At 67.5% G+C, this 18178-nt stretch carries 15 protein-coding genes; 9 read left to right on the plus strand and 6 right to left on the minus strand.

The window, feature by feature from the left end; translation table 11 throughout:
- Positions 1 to 158 precede the first annotated feature (158 nt).
- The gene (locus AC5P99_RS02965) at positions 159 to 281 is read left to right on the plus strand and encodes a hypothetical protein (RefSeq protein ID WP_329762503.1); all 123 of its coding nucleotides are present in this window, start codon (positions 159 to 161) and stop codon (positions 279 to 281) included.
- Positions 282 to 349: 68 nt separating this feature from the next.
- Here the strand turns inward: AC5P99_RS02965 and AC5P99_RS02970 are convergent, their stop codons facing one another.
- Positions 350 to 1270, minus strand: a complete 921-nt coding sequence (locus AC5P99_RS02970) for a M14 family metallopeptidase (RefSeq protein WP_005409981.1) — start codon at positions 1268 to 1270, stop codon at positions 350 to 352.
- Positions 1271 to 1401: 131 nt separating this feature from the next.
- On the opposite strand from AC5P99_RS02970, the gene AC5P99_RS02975 reads away from it, so the two are divergent.
- From AC5P99_RS02975 to AC5P99_RS02985, 3 genes are all read left to right on the plus strand, one after another.
- Entirely contained in the window at positions 1402 to 3483 is a 2082-nt protein-coding gene (locus AC5P99_RS02975) for a TonB-dependent receptor family protein (protein WP_495212883.1), read from the plus strand.
- A 62-nt stretch (positions 3484 to 3545) separates the two neighbouring features.
- Positions 3546 to 5318 (plus strand): chloride channel protein, encoded by a 1773-nt coding sequence (locus AC5P99_RS02980; protein WP_234411843.1) that lies wholly within the window; start codon positions 3546 to 3548, stop codon positions 5316 to 5318.
- A 127-nt stretch (positions 5319 to 5445) separates the two neighbouring features.
- Positions 5446 to 6162, plus strand: a complete 717-nt coding sequence (locus AC5P99_RS02985) for an MgtC/SapB family protein (protein ID WP_495212884.1) — start codon at positions 5446 to 5448, stop codon at positions 6160 to 6162.
- A 71-nt stretch (positions 6163 to 6233) separates the two neighbouring features.
- On the opposite strand, the gene AC5P99_RS02990 is transcribed toward AC5P99_RS02985, so the two are convergent.
- Positions 6234 to 6641 (minus strand): MerR family transcriptional regulator, encoded by a 408-nt coding sequence (locus AC5P99_RS02990; RefSeq protein ID WP_495212885.1) that lies wholly within the window; start codon positions 6639 to 6641, stop codon positions 6234 to 6236.
- A gap of 63 nt (positions 6642 to 6704) precedes the next feature.
- On the opposite strand from AC5P99_RS02990, the gene AC5P99_RS02995 reads away from it, so the two are divergent.
- Entirely contained in the window at positions 6705 to 7532 is an 828-nt protein-coding gene (locus AC5P99_RS02995; RefSeq protein ID WP_099604938.1) for a class I SAM-dependent methyltransferase, read from the plus strand.
- An 80-nt stretch (positions 7533 to 7612) separates the two neighbouring features.
- On the opposite strand, the gene AC5P99_RS03000 is transcribed toward AC5P99_RS02995, so the two are convergent.
- The 4 genes from AC5P99_RS03000 to AC5P99_RS03015 form a co-directional block, all read right to left on the minus strand.
- A complete protein-coding gene (locus AC5P99_RS03000) occupies positions 7613 to 7903 on the minus strand; it encodes a DUF6959 family protein (protein WP_019659952.1) in 291 nt (96 codons plus the stop codon).
- Between the two features lie 121 nt (positions 7904 to 8024).
- A complete protein-coding gene (locus AC5P99_RS03005; RefSeq protein ID WP_123958678.1) occupies positions 8025 to 8861 on the minus strand; it encodes an OmpA family protein in 837 nt (278 codons plus the stop codon).
- A gap of 62 nt (positions 8862 to 8923) precedes the next feature.
- Complete coding sequence (locus AC5P99_RS03010) at positions 8924 to 13882, minus strand: YadA-like family protein (RefSeq protein ID WP_495212886.1); 4959 nt, start codon at positions 13880 to 13882, stop codon at positions 8924 to 8926.
- Between the two features lie 235 nt (positions 13883 to 14117).
- Positions 14118 to 15098, minus strand: coding sequence for an AraC family transcriptional regulator (locus AC5P99_RS03015; protein WP_005409990.1), 981 nt, complete (start codon positions 15096 to 15098; stop codon positions 14118 to 14120).
- 694 nt (positions 15099 to 15792) lie between these two features.
- On the opposite strand from AC5P99_RS03015, the gene AC5P99_RS03020 reads away from it, so the two are divergent.
- The 4 genes from AC5P99_RS03020 (at position 15793) to cpaB (ending at position 18167) form a co-directional block, all read left to right on the plus strand.
- The gene (locus AC5P99_RS03020; RefSeq protein WP_005413737.1) at positions 15793 to 15999 is read left to right on the plus strand and encodes a Flp family type IVb pilin; all 207 of its coding nucleotides are present in this window, start codon (positions 15793 to 15795) and stop codon (positions 15997 to 15999) included.
- Positions 16000 to 16087: 88 nt separating this feature from the next.
- Positions 16088 to 16633, plus strand: a complete 546-nt coding sequence (locus AC5P99_RS03025; RefSeq protein WP_169448410.1) for an A24 family peptidase — start codon at positions 16088 to 16090, stop codon at positions 16631 to 16633.
- Positions 16630 to 17106 carry a TadE/TadG family type IV pilus assembly protein gene (locus AC5P99_RS03030; protein ID WP_043035235.1) on the plus strand — a complete coding sequence of 159 codons (477 nt, stop codon included), beginning with the start codon at positions 16630 to 16632 and terminating at the stop codon, positions 17104 to 17106. The genes AC5P99_RS03025 and AC5P99_RS03030 overlap by 4 nt, the downstream gene beginning before the upstream one ends.
- Before the next feature lie 23 nt (positions 17107 to 17129).
- Positions 17130 to 18167, plus strand: a complete 1038-nt coding sequence (gene cpaB / locus AC5P99_RS03035; protein ID WP_495212887.1) for a Flp pilus assembly protein CpaB — start codon at positions 17130 to 17132, stop codon at positions 18165 to 18167.
- Positions 18168 to 18178 lie beyond the last annotated feature (11 nt).

Raw genomic sequence — 18178 nt, forward strand, 5'->3', positions numbered from 1 at the left:
CACCTGCGCGTCGTTGCACTGCTGTGGCGTCGCGACACCCCGCCGGCACCGGCCGCACTGTGGTGGGCCGACGCGCTTGGATGAGGTAGTGCCGGTCGCTGGCCGGCAATCCCAGTGTCCCGTGGTTGCCGGCCAGCGGCCGGCACTACCGATCAATGATGGGCGAGCGCGTAATCCAGCGCCGAGCACACCGCCGCCACCTGCGCGTCGTTGCACTGCTGTGGCGTCGCGACACCCCGCCGGCACCGGCCGCACTGTGGTGGGCCGACGCGCTTGGATGAGGTAGTGCCGGGCGCTGGCCGGCAATCCCAGTGTCCCGTGGTTGCCGACCAGCGGCCGGCACTGCCGATCAACGATGGGCGAGCGCGTAGTCCAGCGCCGAGCACACCGCCGCCACCTGCGCGTCGTTGCACTGCTGCGGGGTCGCCCGCGGGCTGTCCGGGTAGACCTCGGTGGTGGTGGTGTACTTGGCGCCGGTAATGCCGGCGCACAGGCCCAGCTTCACCAGCGGGTACTCGATCACGCCATGGGCCACCACCGGCGAACCGATGATCTCGCCCTTGTCGTCGGCCGGCGCGATGTGGGTGACCTTCTCCACCGCGGCGATGACGGCCTGCTGGAAGGCCGGTTGTGGGTTCTCGCTGTCGTCCACCAGGTAGAACCCATCGGGAATCAGGCCCGGCTCGAACGGCTTGCCGTCACGCGCGGCCAGCGCCGGGCGGAACTCGCTCTCGTCGCTGTCGGTGGTTTCGTGCAGGTCGATGTGCAGCACGAACTGGCCCTTGTACGGCGCGATCAGTTCGATGACGGCGGTCGATTCGCGGGCCGGGCCGTCGGCGCGGAAGTTGCGGTTCGGGTCGATCGCATCGAAGTTCCAGCGGTTGATGCGCTCGAAGCCCCACGGATTCACGCACGGCGTCACCAGCAGGTTGGCCTTGCCGGCATAGTCGGCGGCGTGCTTTTCGAGGAACTCCAGCGCGCCCATCACGCCGCTGGTCTCATAGCCGTGCACGCCACCGGTGACCAGGGCAGCCGGCAGCGCCGGGTTCCAGTCGCGGCTGCGCAGGGCGAACAAGGTGTAGGTCTCGCCCGCGTAGTCGAGCTGGCCGTAGGCCACCTTGTCAAAGCGCGAAGCCAACGCCTCGATGCGCGGCAGCACCTCTTCGTCATAGCGACGCAGGCGCTGCTGGCGGCCACGCCACGCCTCCCGCTCCGCCGCTCCCCACGGCTGGCCAGGGGTTCCGACGGGGTAGAAAGCAGCTTGGGACATGGCGGATCTCAGCGGGTCAGGAAGCAATCACCCACTCTACCACCGGGACATCGGCATGAACCGGAGGCGCATTCCAATAGCGAATGGAATCAGCAATAATTCTCATTTACGACCTTCCACAACCCGCACCGATGCCCATCCACGCCCTGCAACCGGCCCGCCTGCCCCTGGCTGCCGCCCTCGCCCTGTGCCTGCTCCCGGCCACCCGTGCCTTCGCCCAGGACGGCGCCACCACGCTGGACAGCATCCAGGTTTCCGGCAGCTGGCTGGGCACCGGCCTGCATGACAGCGTCAAGAGCTTCGCCGGCGCGCGCACGGTGGTCGACCGCCAGCGCATCGAGGCCAGTGGCGCAGCCAGCATCGGCGATGCCATGCGCCGCATCCCCGGCGTGCAGGTCACCGACAACTCCGGCACGGCCGGCAGCTCGGTCTCGCTGAACATCGGCGTGCGCGGCCTGACCGGGCGCTACTCGCCACGCTCGACCGTACTGCTGGACGGCGTGCCGCTGGCGGTGGCGCCGTATGGCCAGCCACAGCTGTCGTTCGCACCGACCAGCCTGTCCAACATCGAATCGATCGACGTGGTGCGCGGCGGCGGCGCGGTGCGCTACGGCCCACAGAACGTGGGCGGCATCATCAACTTCAGCACCCGCACCATTCCGACCGGCGCGGGCCTGCACGGCGAAGCGGGTGTGCGCTACACCGCCTACGACCATGGCGGCGGTGACAGCACCCAGTACAACGCCTTCCTCGGCGGCACCGGCGGCAACGGCCTCGGCGCGGCGCTGCTCTACGCCGGCCAGGACGGGCGTGGCTGGCGCCAGGGCAGCGATGACCGCTTCAACGACCTCGCGCTGAAGTTCGCCTATGCCATCGACGAACAGCAGGAACTGCGCGCCAAACTGTCCTACTACGATGTGCGTTCGCTGACCCCGGGCGGCCTGACCCGCGCCCAGTACCAGGCCGATCCGTTCCAGAACACCCGCCCCACCGATTTCTGGAAGGGCCACCGCACCGGCATCGACCTGGGCTACACCAACACGCTGTCGGCCAACAGCGAGTTCGAGGTGCTGGCCTATTACAACGAAAGCAGCCGCGCCAGCTCGCTGATCAACGCCGCCAACACCCAGCTGACCGTGCAGCCGCGTGACTACCGCGTGCTCGGCATCGAGCCGCGCTACACCCAGCGCCTGCACTGGGGCGCCAGCGTGCACGACATCACCGCCGGCTACCGCTTCCTGCGCGAACGTGGCAACGACCGCAGCTACACCGTCACCCGCCGCACCGGCGTGGCCAGCGCCACCAACCGCTTCGACAACGCCACCGACGCCCACGCGTTCTACATCGACGACCGCATTGCGATCGGCCAGTGGCGGATCACCCCGGGCGTGCGCATGGAATGGATCGACATGGACCGCCGCCAGGCCGGTGGCACGGCGACCTTCAGCAGCCGCAACGACAAGGCCCTGCCCTCGCTCAACATCGCCTACCTGCTGACCCCGCAGCTGACCGTGTTCGGCAACTACATCACCTCGTTCGGGCCGGTGCAGAACATCCAGCTGAATTCGCAGACCGCCAGCAATCCGCTGAACCCGGAAGTTGCAAAGACCACCGAACTCGGTGCGCGCTGGCAGGACGGTGCACTGCGCGCGGAAGTAACCGTGTTCAAGATGCGCTTCGACAACCAGATCCTGCAGGTGCCGGGGATCACTCCGCCGACTTTCCAGAACATCGGCGCCACCGATCACAAGGGTGTGGAGAGCGCACTGGAATACCGCTTCGCCGAGGACAGCGCGCTGGCCGGGCTGGAGCTGTACGCCAACTACACCTGGACCAAGGCGATCCAGCAGTCCGGCGACAACCGTGGCCTGGACGTGCCCTTCTACGCGCGCGACACCGACAGCGTCGGCGCCCGCTACGCACTGGCCGGCTGGACCTTCAATGTCTCCAGCACCCACCAGAGCGGCCAGTACGCCGACGCCGCCAACACCTGGGCCGAGAGCGCCGATGCGCGCGTGGGCCGCGTGCCGGGTGTTCGCCTGTGGAACGCGCAGGTGGCCTGGCAGGTGCCGGGACTGGGTGACAGCGAGATCGCACTGGGCGTGAACAACCTGGCCGACAAGCGCTGGTACACCCGCAATGTCGATGGCAACGCCGGCCGCATGGTGGCCGCGCCGCGTACCTTCTACGTGCAGGGCCACTACCGCTTCTGAAGCGGTAATCGCCCGATGCAGTGACGGTGGCGATCACGGTGGCGGCGTATCATGCCGCCACCATGTCACCGTCTGCTTTGCCATCGCGCCTGCATCTGGCCTTCCAGGGCCTGCGCCTGCGACTGCGTGGCAGTGATCTGTGGTTCATCGCACTGGCGCTGCTGGTCGGCCTGATCGCCGGCTACCTGACCCTGCTGCAGTCGGGCATCGCGCGCTGGTTGCAGGGCACGCTGTATGGGCTGGACGAAGGCATGCGCCTGAGCTCCCTGCCCTCGCTGACCTGGACCGCGCTGCTGGTGCTGCCACTGGGCGGCCTGCTGGTCGGCCTGGTCAGCCTGGCGGCGACGCGGCTTAAGCGCCCCCTGCTCGATGCGGTGGAAGCCAATGCCCTGCATGGCGGCCGCATGTCGATGCGCGACAATCTGATCGTGCTGACCCAGACCCTGCTGTCCAATGGCTGCGGCGCCTCGGTCGGGTTGGAGGCTTCGTATACGCAGATGGGTGCCGGCAGCGGCTCGCAGCTGGGCCGGGTGATGCGCCTGCGTCGCAACGACGTGCGCATCCTGGTCGGTGCCGGTGCCGCCGGTGCCATCGCCGCCGCCTTCGGTGCGCCATTCGCTGGTGCGTTCTATGCCTTCGAAATCGTCATTGGCGCCTACACCCCGGCCGCACTGGCACCGGTGGCCGTCGCCGCGCTGGCCGGTGCGTTCGTGGCCGACCAGGCTGGCATCGAGGCCTACCTGCTGCCCGCTGCCTCTACCATCGACGTGCGTGCCGCCGACTACGCCATCTACGGCCTGCTCGGCTGCTGCTGCGCGATGGTCGGCATTGTCATCATGCGCCTGATCGCTTCGATCGAAGGCACGGTCAAGCGCAGTCCATTGCCGCTGTGGGGTCGCCCGGTGGTGGGCGGCCTGCTGCTGATCCCGCTGGCCCTGGCCAGCCCGCAGGTGCTCTCGTCCGGCCATGGCGCGCTGCACCTGGACCTGACTACCCACCTGCCGTTGATCTGGATCGGCGGCCTGCTGACCCTGAAGTGCCTGGCCTCCGGCATCTCTCTCGGGTTTGGTTTCCGTGGCGGCCTGTTCTTCGCCTCGCTGTTCATGGGCACCCTGGTCGGCGCCCTGTTCGCCGGCCTGCTGGCGATGGCCACCGGCGTGCCGGTGGTCGACGCCACGTCCGCTGCGCTGGCCGGCATGGCAGCGTTGGCTGCGGCGGTGGTCGGCGCGCCCATGACCATGGCCATGCTGGTGCTGGAAGGCACCCACGACTTCCTGCTGACCAGCGTGGTGATGAGCGCGGTGCTGGTGTCCAGCACGCTGGTACGGCAGTGGTTCGGCTACTCGTTCTCGACCTGGCGCATGCACCTGCGCGGCGAGACCATCAAGAGCGCCCGCGACGTCGGCTGGGTGCAGAACCTCAACGCCGGCCGGCTGATGCGCAAGGGCGTGGCCACCGCGCCGGCCGATCTCGATGCCGCCGCGTTCCGCCAGCGCTTCCCGCTGGGCTCGGGCAGCCGGGTGATCCTGATCGACAGCGAAGGCCACTACGCCGGCATCGTGCAGATTCCGCGCGTCTACGGCGACGGCGTGAAGCCGGAAACCACGATCGGCGAGCTGGCCGAGAACCGTGGTGTGTCGCTGTCGCCGGCCGCGGACGTGGTCAGCGTGATGCAGCGCTTCGACCAGACCCAGGCCGACGAACTGGCCGTGGTCGCCGCCGACGGCCTGGTGCTGGGCGTGGTCTCCGAAGCCTTCGTACGCAAGCGCTACGCCGAGGAACTGGACAAGCGCCAGCGCGAACTGATGGGCGAGCGCGTCGAGGACACCGACTGACCCCGCAAAAAGGGGACGGAGGGGATTAAGTCGTTTCTGGTACCTGACTAACCACGCGTGGCGTGGACCGCTGGAAATCCACGCATGGCGTGGATCTACTGTCACCATGACCGGGTAGACTCCGGCCATGCGCTTCATTGAGACCTTCGAGGCCGGTCCCTTCGCCGACACCGTGGTGAGCCTGCTGGCCGCCTTCGTGCTGGGCACGCTGATCGGCGCCGAGCGCCAGTACCGGCAACGCACCGCCGGCCTGCGCACCAACGTGCTGGTCGCCGTCGGCGCCGCAGCCTTCGTCGACCTCGGCATGCGCATCGCCGGCAGCGCCGAGGCGGTACGGGTGATCTCCTACGTGGTCTCCGGCGTCGGCTTCCTCGGTGCCGGCGTGATCATGAAGGAAGGCATGAACGTTCGCGGCCTCAACACCGCCGCCACCCTGTGGTGCTCGGCGGCGGTGGGCAGCTGCACCGGCGCGGACATGCTGGCCGAAGGCGTGCTGCTGACCGTGCTGATCATCGCCGGCAACACCCTGCTGCGGCCGCTGGTCAATGCGATCAACCGCATCCCGATCAACGAGGCCGCCACCGAAGCCACCTACGAAGTGCGCCTGAGCGTGGATGCCGACGCCGTGCCGCGGGTGCGCGAGCGGTTGGTCGATGCGCTGGAAGCGGCGCAGTATCCGGTCGGTGATGTGCAGGTGGTCGAACATGCCGACGCGCCCACCGATGTGATCGCGGTGCTGGTCAGTACCGCCGTGAGTGCCGATGAACTGGATGTGGTGCTGGCGCGGATGGAGCAGGTGCCGGGCGTGCTGCATGCCACCTGGGAAGTCAGCACCCGCGATTGATTCATCCACGCATGGCGTGGATCTACCGAGGTCGAGGTGAAGTAGATCCACGCCATGCGTGGATGCTTCTCTCACCCACCCGCCATGCGCTGCTGTGCGCGCAGCAGCTTGCGGAATGAACCGCACTGCCGCGCGTCCTGCGCTTCCGGGCAGGCCGCCGCGCGCTGCAGGTGCTGGCGCACCCGCTGCAACTGGGTGATCTGCCGCTGGAGCACATCGGCCTGTGCCAGCAGCGCCTCACGGTCCAGCGAGATACATCCATCCTGCGGCGGCAGCGACAACCCGATCTGCTGCAGCGACAATCCGGCCGCCTGGCCAAGACCGATCAGCGCCAGCCGTTCCAGCACGCGCTCGTCGTACTGCCGGCGCAGGCCGCGACGGCCCAGTGCCTGCAGCAGCCCAAGCTGTTCGTAGTAGCGCAGGGTCGAGGCCGGCACGCCACTGCGCTTGACCACCTCGCCGATATCCAGTTCACGCACGGGCTTGACCTCAAGTGACCTTCAAGCGCCAACCTATGGGCGACTTCCCCGCAAGGCAAGACCATGACCAGTACATCCCCCGTTGATCAGAACGCGCTGTGGAACGGCCCCGGCGGTCAGATCTGGGTTGCGCAGCAGGCCATCCTCGACGGCCTGTTCCAACCCCTGGCCGACCTGCTGGTCGACGAACTGCCCGACACCGTCACGCAACTGCTGGATGTAGGCTGCGGGACCGGTGCCAGCCTGCTGGCCTCAGCCGCCGCACGCCCGTCGGCGCACTGCACCGGCCTGGACATCTCCGCGCCGATGCTGGCGCTGGCCCGTCAACGCGCCGAGGCGGCAGGACTGGACGCAGACTTCATCGTCGCCGACGCACAGCAGCATCCGCTGCCCACCGCGCACTTCGACTGGATCCAATCGCGGCTGGGTGTGATGTTCTTCGAAGACAGCCAGGCCGCCTTCGCCAACCTGCACCGTGCCGCGCGACCGGGTGCCGGCCTGCGTTTCATCGCCTGGCGCAGCGCAGCGGAGAACCCGTTCATGACAACGGCCGAGCGCGCCATCGGCGATGCACTGGATCTTCCGCCCCGCGCGCCCGGCGCACCGGGCCAGTTCGCCTTTGCCGATGGCGAGCGTGTGCAGCACCTGCTGCAGGCCGCCGGCTGGAATGACGTGGAGGTTGTTGCGGTCGACCTGCCCTGCTCGCTCGCCCGCGAAGACCTGCCGACCTATGTCGGCCAGCTGGGCCCGTTGGGCCTGGCACTGCGCAATCTGCCCGAAGACCGGGCCACCTCGCTCCGGAACAAGGCGGTAGCGGCATTCACCCCGTTCATCGAGGGCGACCGCGTACGCGTGGATGCCGCCTGCTGGCTGGTCCGCGCCCGCGGCTAGGAAAAGGGGACGGAGGGGATTAAGTCGCTCTTGCCCCGAGTGTGCCGGAAACGACTTAATCCCCTCCGTCCCCTTTTTCCCTACAGCGCCTCGCCGGCGTCGGCCAGGCGCGATTCGATCAGCGCATACCACTGCTGCAGCACGTCGATCAGCATGTCCAGCTCGGCGTCGGTACGCTGTGCGCGGCCACTGCGCAGGCAGGCCTGGGCTTCCTGCAGCTGGGCCAGGAACCCGGCCACGGTGTCTGCCTGCAGGATCAGCCCCGGCAGGCGCCGCCCGGGAATGCGTACCACGGCATGGTTGCCGAGCTGGCCGTACACGCTGAGTGTGGTTTCCGTCTTCATGGAAAGAGGCAGGAATTGAGCGTTCATCGCGTGCACCATGGGAAACCTGAGCCGCCGGCAGGCGTGGTCAACGGGGGAGACGTAACCACGTCCTGCCGACGGTCAGGGGGGACTCGGGATACCGGGGCATGGCCCCGGTGCGGGACTCTCAGCGCGGTTGGGCGATCCCAGCGATCTGCACGCGACGGTTCGGCGCCAGGCAGGCGATCAGCTCGCGCCGATTGCGCTGCTCGCACTGCACGATCGGCTCGGCTGCGCCCCGCCCTTCGGCGCTGATGCTGGCCGCAGGCACCCCGCCCTGCACCAGCGCGCTGCGTACGGCCTCGGCACGTCGCTGCGACAGGGTCTGGTTGTAGCTGGCACTGCCGATACGGTCGGTGTACCCGGTCACCCGGATCGACTGCACCTGCGCAGCCTCGCGCACCTGCGCCAGGATGCCCTGCACCGCCTGCTGGCCTTCGGCGCTGAGTACCGCGCTGTCGAATCCGAACAGCGCGTCGGCCGACAGCCGCAGGGGTTGCTCCGGCAGCGGTGCCGCTGCAGGCGGCGCCGGTGGCCGTGGCGGTTCGATCACCGCCGCGCACGACTCCGGCTTCCAGTAGCCCCCCTGGGCAATGCCCTTGCTGTCGAAGCGCACCTGGAACTGGCAGGTGAAATACTCCGCGCCCTGCGCGGTGCGGAAGTTGAACAGGTAGTTCCACTCGCGCACGCCCCACATGCCTTCGTTGAAGTGCGGCGTGCCCAGCAAGGTATACAGCTGCCGCTTGCTCATGCCCGGCGCGAATCTGCGCAGGTCGGCGACGTCGGGATAGATGCCCTCCTTCAACGAAGCCTTCGACGCCTCCGGGAACTGCACGGCGGTGGTGTCGGCAGGACGGTCGGCGGCCGGCGCATGGCTGCGGCAGGCGGCCAGCAGGCCCATCCCCAGGACCAGGCCCAGCACTGCGGCCATCTGGCCGGTGCGGGCGATGCGATGCTGTTTCATGTCATTCCCCCCTTTGGACGTTTCCGCGATGCCGGGCCGCGCGTGCGGCCCGGCCGCGGGGATCACCACTGGATGCCGGCACCGACGGCCACACCGGCCTCGCCACGGCTGTTGGTGGAGCCGCTGAACTTGTAGATCCAGCGACCACCTTCAGAGACACCGGAGATACCGATCGCCACGCCCGACTCGCCGTTGTAGCTGCCAGCGGCGACCGAGGCCATGCTGCGGCCCGCTTCGCTGGGCTGCGGCAGCGCTGCGGTGGCCATCGCCGACGCGATACCGGCCGAGGCGCGGTTGTCGGTCTTGCGCAGGTCGCGCTCGAAGCCGCCCATGCGCTCGTCGGTGTACGCCTTCGACCAATCCAGGGTCTGCGCCATGCCCGACTTCAGCTGGTCCACGTTGACCGCGTCGGTACCGGCGGTGCCGGCGGCGACGTTGCGCACCGTGGTCGGGCCGCTGTTGGTGCTGCCCAGGGTGACGCTGTTGTAGTTGGTCGCACCGTTCACCGTGGTGTCGTAGCGGATCGTGCCCTGCTGCGAGGCCTGCAGCTGGCGTACGTTGACCGCATCGGTGGCCTGCGAACCGTCGGCCACGTTGACCACCTGGCGTTCGGCACCAGCGGCACCCACCGAGACGGTGTTGGCCCGGTTCGCCACCGAACCCGCACCCAGCGCCACCGAGTTGTCGGCCTGCGCCTGCGAACCATTGCCGAGCGCGGTCGAGTTGGCGCCGGCTGCGGTTGAGCCTGCACCACCGGCGGCCGAGTTGGCACCGCTGGCGGACGGGTCGGCCAGGTTGTTGGTGTTGTTGGCGCGGAAGCTGCCGGCCACGTTGGTGATGTTCTGGATCTTCTGGTCGGTGTACTTCTTCGATTCGTCGATGGCGTAGTTCACGCCGTTCTTCAGCTGGCCGACATTGGTTGCGTCGTACGTATCGGAACCGTCGGCGACATGCGTGATCTTGCGCTCACTGCCAGTACTGCCGACCGAGACCTCACCGGCCGAGTTGCTGGCACCGGTCTGGCCGTAGGCACCGGTGTAGCCGCTCTGCGCACCGACGCTGGCCACCGAACCTGCACCCAGTGCCACGCTGTTGCCGGCACTGGCGCTGGCGCCGTTGCCGACCGCCACGCTGTTGGCACCGGCCGCACTGGCCTGCGGGCCGACCGCCACCGCCTCCGCCCCGGCCGCCGTTGCGGCCGCTGCCGTCGAGTTCACCGCCAGGTAGGCACTGCCACCGCCGCCGTTGGTGATGCGCTGGTTGAGGACCTTCAGCGAGCCGTCCACCGCAGTGAAGGCGGCGGTGACATTGTTGTAGTCGCCGCTGGTGAAAGTGCCATCGGTAGCGATGCTGGAGATGCTGAACTTCGGCGCGGTCCACACGTTGGTGGTGCCGTTGTAGGCGGTGGTGCCACCGAAGTAGTTGGCGATGGTGCTGTGGGTGCTGAACAGCTGGTCGCCGGTGATGGCATCGCTGCTGCCGGCCAGGATGCTGCCGGCGGCGACGTTGGTGATCTTCACCGCGCCGGTGCCGGTGCCCGTCAGCGTCACGCGGTTGAGCACGTTGCCGCTGGCGTCGACGTCGTACTTCACGGCCAGCTTGTCGATCTCGCCGGTCTGGTCGGCAACGTTGGCCAGCGAATTGCTGACCGCGTCGAAGGCGGTACCGACGTCGTTGTAGTTGCCCTTGGTAATCGTGCCGTTGGCGGCGACGTTGTTGATCGAGTAGGTCGGTGCGGTCAGCACGCCGCTCGCGTTGACCGCCGCGCCACCTCCGAGGTGGGTGGCAACGGCCTGGTTGGCCGCAAACAGCTGGGCACCGTTGATGGCCTCGCTGCTGGTGGCGCTGACCTGGCCCGGGCCCAGGTTGCGCAGCGTGGTGGCGGTGCCGCTCTGGCCCAGCGTGGCACTGGCGTAGTTGACGCTGCCGTCGCCGTTGAGGTCATAGCGCAGGGCGCCCTGCTCCGACGCCTGCAGCTGGCCCAGGTTGACCGCATCGGTCGCGGCGGTACCGGCGGCCATGTTGGTGACCTGGCGTTCGGCACCGGCCGCACCGATGGACACGCTGTTGGGACGGTCGGCCAGGCTGCCGGCACCCACCGCGATACTGTTGGCGGCGGTGGCGCGGGCGTTGGTACCGACCGCGATCGAGTCGGCGCCGGTGGCCAGCGCCTCGGTACCGGTCGAGTTCACCCGCAGGTACTTGGTGCCACCGTTGCGGATATCGGTGATCTGCGTGTTGAGATTGACCAGCGAGCCGTCGACCGCGGCGAAAGCATCGGTGGCGTTCTCATACAGGCCCTTGGCGATGGCGCCGCCGGTGGAGATGGTGCTGATCTCGAACAGCGGTGCAGTGAACGCGCCGCTGGCCGGATCGAAGGCCGCGCGGCCGCCGAAGAAGCTGGCGATGGCAGCATTGGTCGCCGCCAGCTGGCCGCCATTGACCGCTTCCAGGCTGCCTGCCGTGACCGCACCGCCGGCCAGGTTGCCGATGGTGGTGGTGCCGGTGCCCGCGCCAAGCGTGACACGACGGTAGTTCGGATTGCCGCCAGCATCCAGGTCGTAGGTGACGGCGGCATCGGCCACGCCGTTGATCAGGCTGATCGCGCCCTTCAGCTGGGCTACGTTGACCGCATCGGTGTTGACGCTACCGGCAGCCACGTTGGTGATCTGGCGCTCGCCACCACCGGCGGTGCCCACCGACACTTCGCCCGCCGAAACCTGCGGAGCAGTCAGGCCGTAAGCACTGTAGCTGGCCTGCGCGCCGCGCAGTGCGGCAGAGCGGTAGCCCAGTGCGACCGAGTTGGCCTGGTTGGAGGTGGCTTCAGCACCGAGCAGGGTCTGCCCGTTTGCGGTACCGACGGCACTGTCGCCGACGATCACCGAATGGCCCATGCGCGCAGCGTAGTCGGCGGTCGGTACACCGGTCGGATTGCTCGGGTCGTTGACCCCATCACCCGGGAAGGCGACGTTGGCATCGACCTTCGGCAGTTCGTGCCGTGCATTGGCACCGATCACCACTTCCTTCGAACCGTTGGCGAAGGCGCCATCGCCCATCAGCACCTGGTAGTCCTGCGCGGCGTTCACGGCCCAGCACGAGATGTCAGCCAGGGCGACGTCCAGGCACTTGGCGGCCCACGCCGGCGAGTCCTTCGGCAGCAGCAGGCCCAGCAGGCCACCCGGATTGCCGTTGTTGATGTTGTAGATGTAGCTGTCGGAGGTGACGCCACCGATCAGGGTCAGGTGCGAGCTGCCACCGGTAGCGGCACCGCCCAGCCCGTTGAGGGTGCTGCCGACCGGCGACAGGTTGACCACCGGCAGGCCCAGCACATTGACCGTCGAGTAGGTCTGCATCACGTTGGCGTTGCTGAGCTTGAGGTTGCCGTTGCTCAGGTAGCCGTTGCCACCGAACAGGCTGGTGGTGGTCGGGCCGATCAGCTGCCCGACATTGCCGACCAGGCCGCCAGTGCCGATGATCAACCCCGCATTCGGATCGGCCGGAGCCGGCGCCTTCGGGCTGGTGGGCGGGATCGCCGAGGGCTTGGTCAGGCCGAGGCCACCGAGCGTGCCGCCGACCAGGCCGCCGACCGCGCTGCCCAGATTGCCGAGGGTGCCATTGAGGTTGCCGTTGAGCAGGTTGCCCACGGCACTGCCGACGTTGCCGAGCGTGTTGCCCAGCAGCCCACCCAGGCCAGTGCCGGAGCCGGTGGCGCCATTGAGCAGACCGCCGACGGAACCGACGGTGTTGTTGAGCGTGCCGCCGACCGCAGTGCCGACGCTGCCAACCGTGCCGCCGACTGCGCCACCCACGCTGCCGACGGTGCCATTGAGGGCGCCGCCGACCGCACCACCGACGGTGCCCACGGCTCCGTTCAGTGCGCCGCCCACGGCGCCTGCAGTGTTGTTGAGCGTGCCGCCTACGGCACCGCCGACGCTGCCGACCGTGCCATTCAGGGCTCCGCCGACCGCACCACCGACGCTGCCTACGGTGCCGTTCAGTGCGCCACCCACGGCGCCTACAGTGTTGTTGAGCGTGCCGCCTACGGCGCCGCCCACGCTGCCGACCGTGCCATTGAGGGCACCACCGACCGCGCTGCCGACCGTACCGACGGTGCCGTTGAGCGCACCACCGACTGCATTGCCTGCGGCGCCGACCGCACTACCCACCAGCCCACCGACACCCAGTGCGCTGTTCTGCGCCGCAACGGTTGCCTGGCCGGCCAGTTTCAGATTGCGATCGGCAACCACTTCCTGGCCATTCGGCGCCTGCACGCGCACCTTGCCGGCAGCACCAGCATCGAATGCTGCGGTGATCGCGCGATCGTGGGTTTCTCCCGGCAGTTCCTCCTTGGCGGGCAGCGTGATCGCCGCCGTCGCCTTTACCTGGCCCTGGGCGTCAATCTGGTGGCCTGCCACCTTCAGCTTCGAATCCAGCGCCCCATCCACAGAAGCCTTCAGACCCCGCAGTGCGCCCGCCGGCGCGCCGCTGATGCCGGCGGCCGCCTTTGCACCGGTATCGATTGATGCCACCTGCGCGCCGCCAAGACCGATGTTGGCATTCGCTCGGACATCAGCGGCAAGCCTTGGCACGGCGACCTGCTTCGGCGCCGTGTTCGCGGCCAGCTTGACCTGCACGGAGGCCGGCAGCACGTCACGCACCACCGGCAGCGACGCGGTGCTCAACTGCAGGCCGACGCGCGCATCCGCGCTGATCGCCGGGCTGCTCTGGGCCTGGCTTGCGGCAGCCGCGAGGGCTACCTCGGCATCGACCTTGACTGGCATCGGCTGGGTGTACTTGGCTGCAAGAGCCTGCAGATCACGCAGCGACTGATTGGATTCGGATGCTCCCGCGTGGCCACTGGCCAGCACACACAGCAGGGCCAGGGCGAGCGTGGTGGGCATCAGCAGGAAGGCGCGCGGATCCCGCGCGGCGCTGCCGCCGCTGTCGCCGGTGGCCAGTTCCGAAGCCACAACCAGAGCATTGAGCTGGCGGTTCCATACACGCCGGTAGATGCGATTCATGAGCACTTCCCCCGTAGGCGAACAACTTGAATGTCAGTGGACTTGCCGTTAGGCAGGTGACTGACATTTCAGCGTTTGCAACGGTGGCTGCGCACTTCATTCCGGCACGGCAATCGCGCATTCCGGCAAATCCACGGCCGGAATCGGCAGCGGGCTATGCAGAAGCGGCAACGATATCGGCAAGCGCATGGGCAATTCCGGCAGAAACCACCCCGAAACCCTTGCGGCGCTTGATTCAGGCCGGCTGGCCGATCTGCGCGGGAGCGCGCATCAGCGTATCGCGCGGCAGCTCGCCGAAAACCTTGCGGTAGTTGTCGGCAAAGCGGGAGAGGTCCCATAGGCCACAGCTGAGGGCGATCGCCTTCACCGAACGGCGGCTGGAATCGGCCATGGACAGGCTGCGGCAGGCAGCGCACAGGCGCAGCATCGACAGATAACGGTTGGGCGAAGTTCCGAACAGGTCCTCGAAGGCATAGCGCAGGCCGCGTTCGCTGACACCCGCCGCGTCGCATATCTCGTTCATGTAGATATTGCGGCGCAGGTTGAGCCGCATGAAGTTCTCCGCCCGCTGCGCGATCAGATAATGCGTGCGCCGGGCGCGGCTGCAGCCGGGGCGATCGGCGGCGCCTGCACCGAGCAGGGCCTGCACGTGCTCGTGCAGCAATCGTTCGGTTTCCTGCGGCTGCAGGCCAGCGCCCTGGCCGAGCTGAAGATGCAGCTGCTGATAATGATGGGCGAGTGGTGCCGAATCGTTCGCCAGATTGAACAGTGAAAGTGCCTGGCCCGCGGGCGGTGTGCTGCGCAGGCTCAGTTCGGTCAACTTGCGTTGCACCCGTGCGACCGGCACCAGCATCAGGGTCATGTGCGTACCGGGGCTGAGCGTAAACTCGCTGATGCCTTCGGGCATCACCGTCAGCGCCATCCCCGGTGCAAGCGGCACCCCGTGGCACCAGCTCAGTGTTTCATCGGTGGCGTGCAGATACCCCAGCATCGCCCAGTCGGGTGGCAGCATGAAGCGGCCACGGCAGTGGAAACCGCAACTGATGCTGCAGAACAGGGCTTCCTCATGCACGCGCGAAGCGAAGGCCGCCCGCGGCCCGTTGCCATCGAGCAGCAGCAGTTCGACATCGCACACGCGAAGTACGCCGCCCAGCGTCGCCAGATCGATCGATCGCAGGCCGCTGTCGTCGCTGTCTTCTACCCCACCATCGACCATGACAGTGTCGTCCCCCCGTTGATCCGCAACTCGCTGCGGCCCCCACTGCCTGACAGGGCCACACCATTCCTCCAGGAACCTTCGCCATTGCCGGGATGGCCGCGGCCGGTGCCGCGCGACCAACCCAGTTGAAAGCAGCAACGTGAGAGCGAGTATGCCCGATAATCATCGAAGGTAAACCCGAACTCCGCGTTGAAGAAAATAGATACAGAGATGAAGAAAATGTCGTCGCCAGTGGCACGATATTCGCATGCACCATTTGTTCCATCACAATATCTGCACGTCGATGAATCGTTTTGCCAGCGAACGGATACGCGTCACAGAAACAACCTGAAAGTTTAAGGGCTACCGCGTTTCTGCCGAATTTGCATATAGGTTCCAGTTGCAGCCAACCGCCATTCAGGCAAAGTCGACGACACGGTGATCCGGTCGCTTCAAAAACGACCACACCTGGGGGAGCGTATGACCACGACCGTATCGCAGAACAGTTCCACCGCCGGCGCATCGCCGCGTGGTTGCGACGTTGCGGCCGGCATTTCCCCCGGGGCAGATCACCAGGAATGAGCACGGCGGGTCATTCCCGTCATGCCACCCCGCCAGGATGTGCGGGGCCCACGGACGATCCCGGCGGAGCCGGGCCACCGCCCAACAGGTGTCCTGCATCTGCAGACAACAAGTAGAGGGAGACAAGGCCATGAACGCATCCATCCGCAAGTTCCTGAAGGAAGAAGATGGCGTCACCGCGCTCGAGTACGGGCTGCTGGCCGCCGTCATCGCCGGCATCCTGATCGCGGTCGGCAACAAGGAGATCAAGGGGTTCTTCGAGACGCTGTTCAAGAACCTCTCCGACCTTGCCACCAAGGCCTCCGGGTCGGCACCTGCGGCCGGCGGTGGCGGCTGAGCCTGCGCGCATCGCACATCCCTGCAGCAGTGCTGGGATGTGCCGGTGGCAACTGCAGGCTGTCCAATGACGGACGACGGAGTGTGCGATGACGTTGCTGGGACTATTGGCCATCGGCGTATGCCTGCGGATCGCGATCAGCGATCTGTATGCCCGCCGGGTGCCCAATGCCTGGCTGTTGTCTGCGTCCATCATTGCCGTCGCATTGATCATCGCGGGGCAGTTCAGCACGCCGCGCCAGCCGTGGCTTGCCCACGCAGCGGGCGCGGCGCTCGGCCTGGTGGCCCTGCTGCCGTTCTATGCCATCCGCTGGATGGGCGCCGGTGACGTCAAGTTCTTCGCGGTACTGGGGCTGATGCTGGGCTGGAAAGCCCTGCTGCCGATCTGGATGGTGGCCAGTCTCGCGGCCGGCCTGCACGCGGCAGTGATCATTGTCGGCCGCCGCCTGGGCGTGATGCTGCCCACAGGCCTTCAGATGCAGGTCAACCGCGCCAGCAACCAATGGCAATCGCACCCCGCCCTGCGCGACATGCAGGCCGCGCGCCAGGGACGACATGGCATTCCCTACGCAGCCTACCTGGCCATCACCGGCATCGGCTGGGTCCTGGCAAGCGTCTATGGAGGTGTGGCATGAACATCCGCAATCCACGGCGTCAACGCGGTGCAGCCAGCATCGAATTTGCCCTGATGCTCATGCTGGGCCTGCTGCCACTGCTGCTGTTCACGTTCTCCGGCGTGATGATCATGGCCGCGCAACAGACATTGGCGACGGCCTCGGCCGAGGGCGCTCGCGCGTCGTTGCGCTATGGCAGCGCCAATGAACGGCGTACCGCAGCCTGCGTAGCAGCCCGCAGTTCGATGCAGTGGCTGTTGAAATTCTCTGGACAGGGTGTCGACTGCAGCAATGGCGGCAGCAACGCAATCGTTGTCTCCGCGCAGGCACCCTGCGCCGGCCTGGCCACTGCCCAGTGCATGACGGTGACCGTCAGCTACGACTACGCCAGCCATCCCTTCCTGCCGGGCACCGCCACGCTATACAAGTGGGTGATGCAGGCCCCCATCCGTAGTGTCGCGGTCGCCCAGCTCGACCTCGGCAGCGGCAACTGACCATCGGCACAGGAGACGGTTCCATGCTCAAGTTGACCCGCATCGCTGCCGTCGCCCTTATCGGGCTGGCCGTGCTGCTGGCGGTGATCGCCTTGATGATCGGGCGCAAGCAGGCCGCGCCGGCCACGGTTGCCCCTGTTGCGCAGAGCGAAGCCCAGGCGATCACCGTGGTAGAGGCGGTGGCACGACTGCCGGCCGGCGAACCGATCTCTGCCAATGGAGTGCGCCTTGCGCAGCGGACCACGCCGGTAGCCGGTGCTGCCACCAGCATCTCGGCCGTGGTCGGCAAGGTACCGGTGCAGGACATCGCCGAGGGCACCGCCATCAGCAGCGGCGCCCTGGCACAGGGATTCTCGCTGCAGCTGCGCCCGGGCGAACGCGCGCTGGCCATCCCGGTGGACGAACTGGTCGGCGCCGGAAACCGCATCCTGCCGGGTGATTTCGTCGATGTCTTCCTCAACCTGCGCAATGCCCAGCCCAACGCCAGCGGTCCGGCAGAGGCCGCGCAGACCCGCCTGCTGCTGTCGCGGCTACGCGTGCTCAGCTACGGTCAACAGGACATCGCTCCGGTCACCGGCGATGCCGTCGCCGGCAACGAAGGCGATACCCGCAACGATCCCCGCGCCGCCGACATCACCGGCAATGGCAGCAATCATGGCTCGGGCAACGAGGCCACCCAGCCGGCACGCAGTGCGGTGCTGGCAGTGCCGGTGGCCGATGCCAACCGGCTGCTGCTGGGTGCGCAGCAGGGAAAGCTGTTCCTTGCCCTGCGCAACCCGGCCGATACGGGGCAACCCGACCTTGCACTGTTCCCACGGGCGCGTGGCGTGATCGATCCCGTGCGTGGCCTCGATGCCGAACAGCAGCTCGCACTGCAGCGGCCGGAGAACCACGCCTTCGCCGGCATCGATGGTGATGCCCTGGCCGGCCGCGGCAACAGCGCAACCCGCAGCAACCCGCAGCCCTCGGTGCATGCGCCGGCGGCTCGACGCAGCGCACCGCGTGCGTCGGGCATCGAGATCATCCGTGGCGACAGCTCCGCCCCCCGCGGTTCCCTTTGACCTGCATCGAG

This window comes from Stenotrophomonas sp. YJH_SMC_80 (assembly GCF_059372495.1).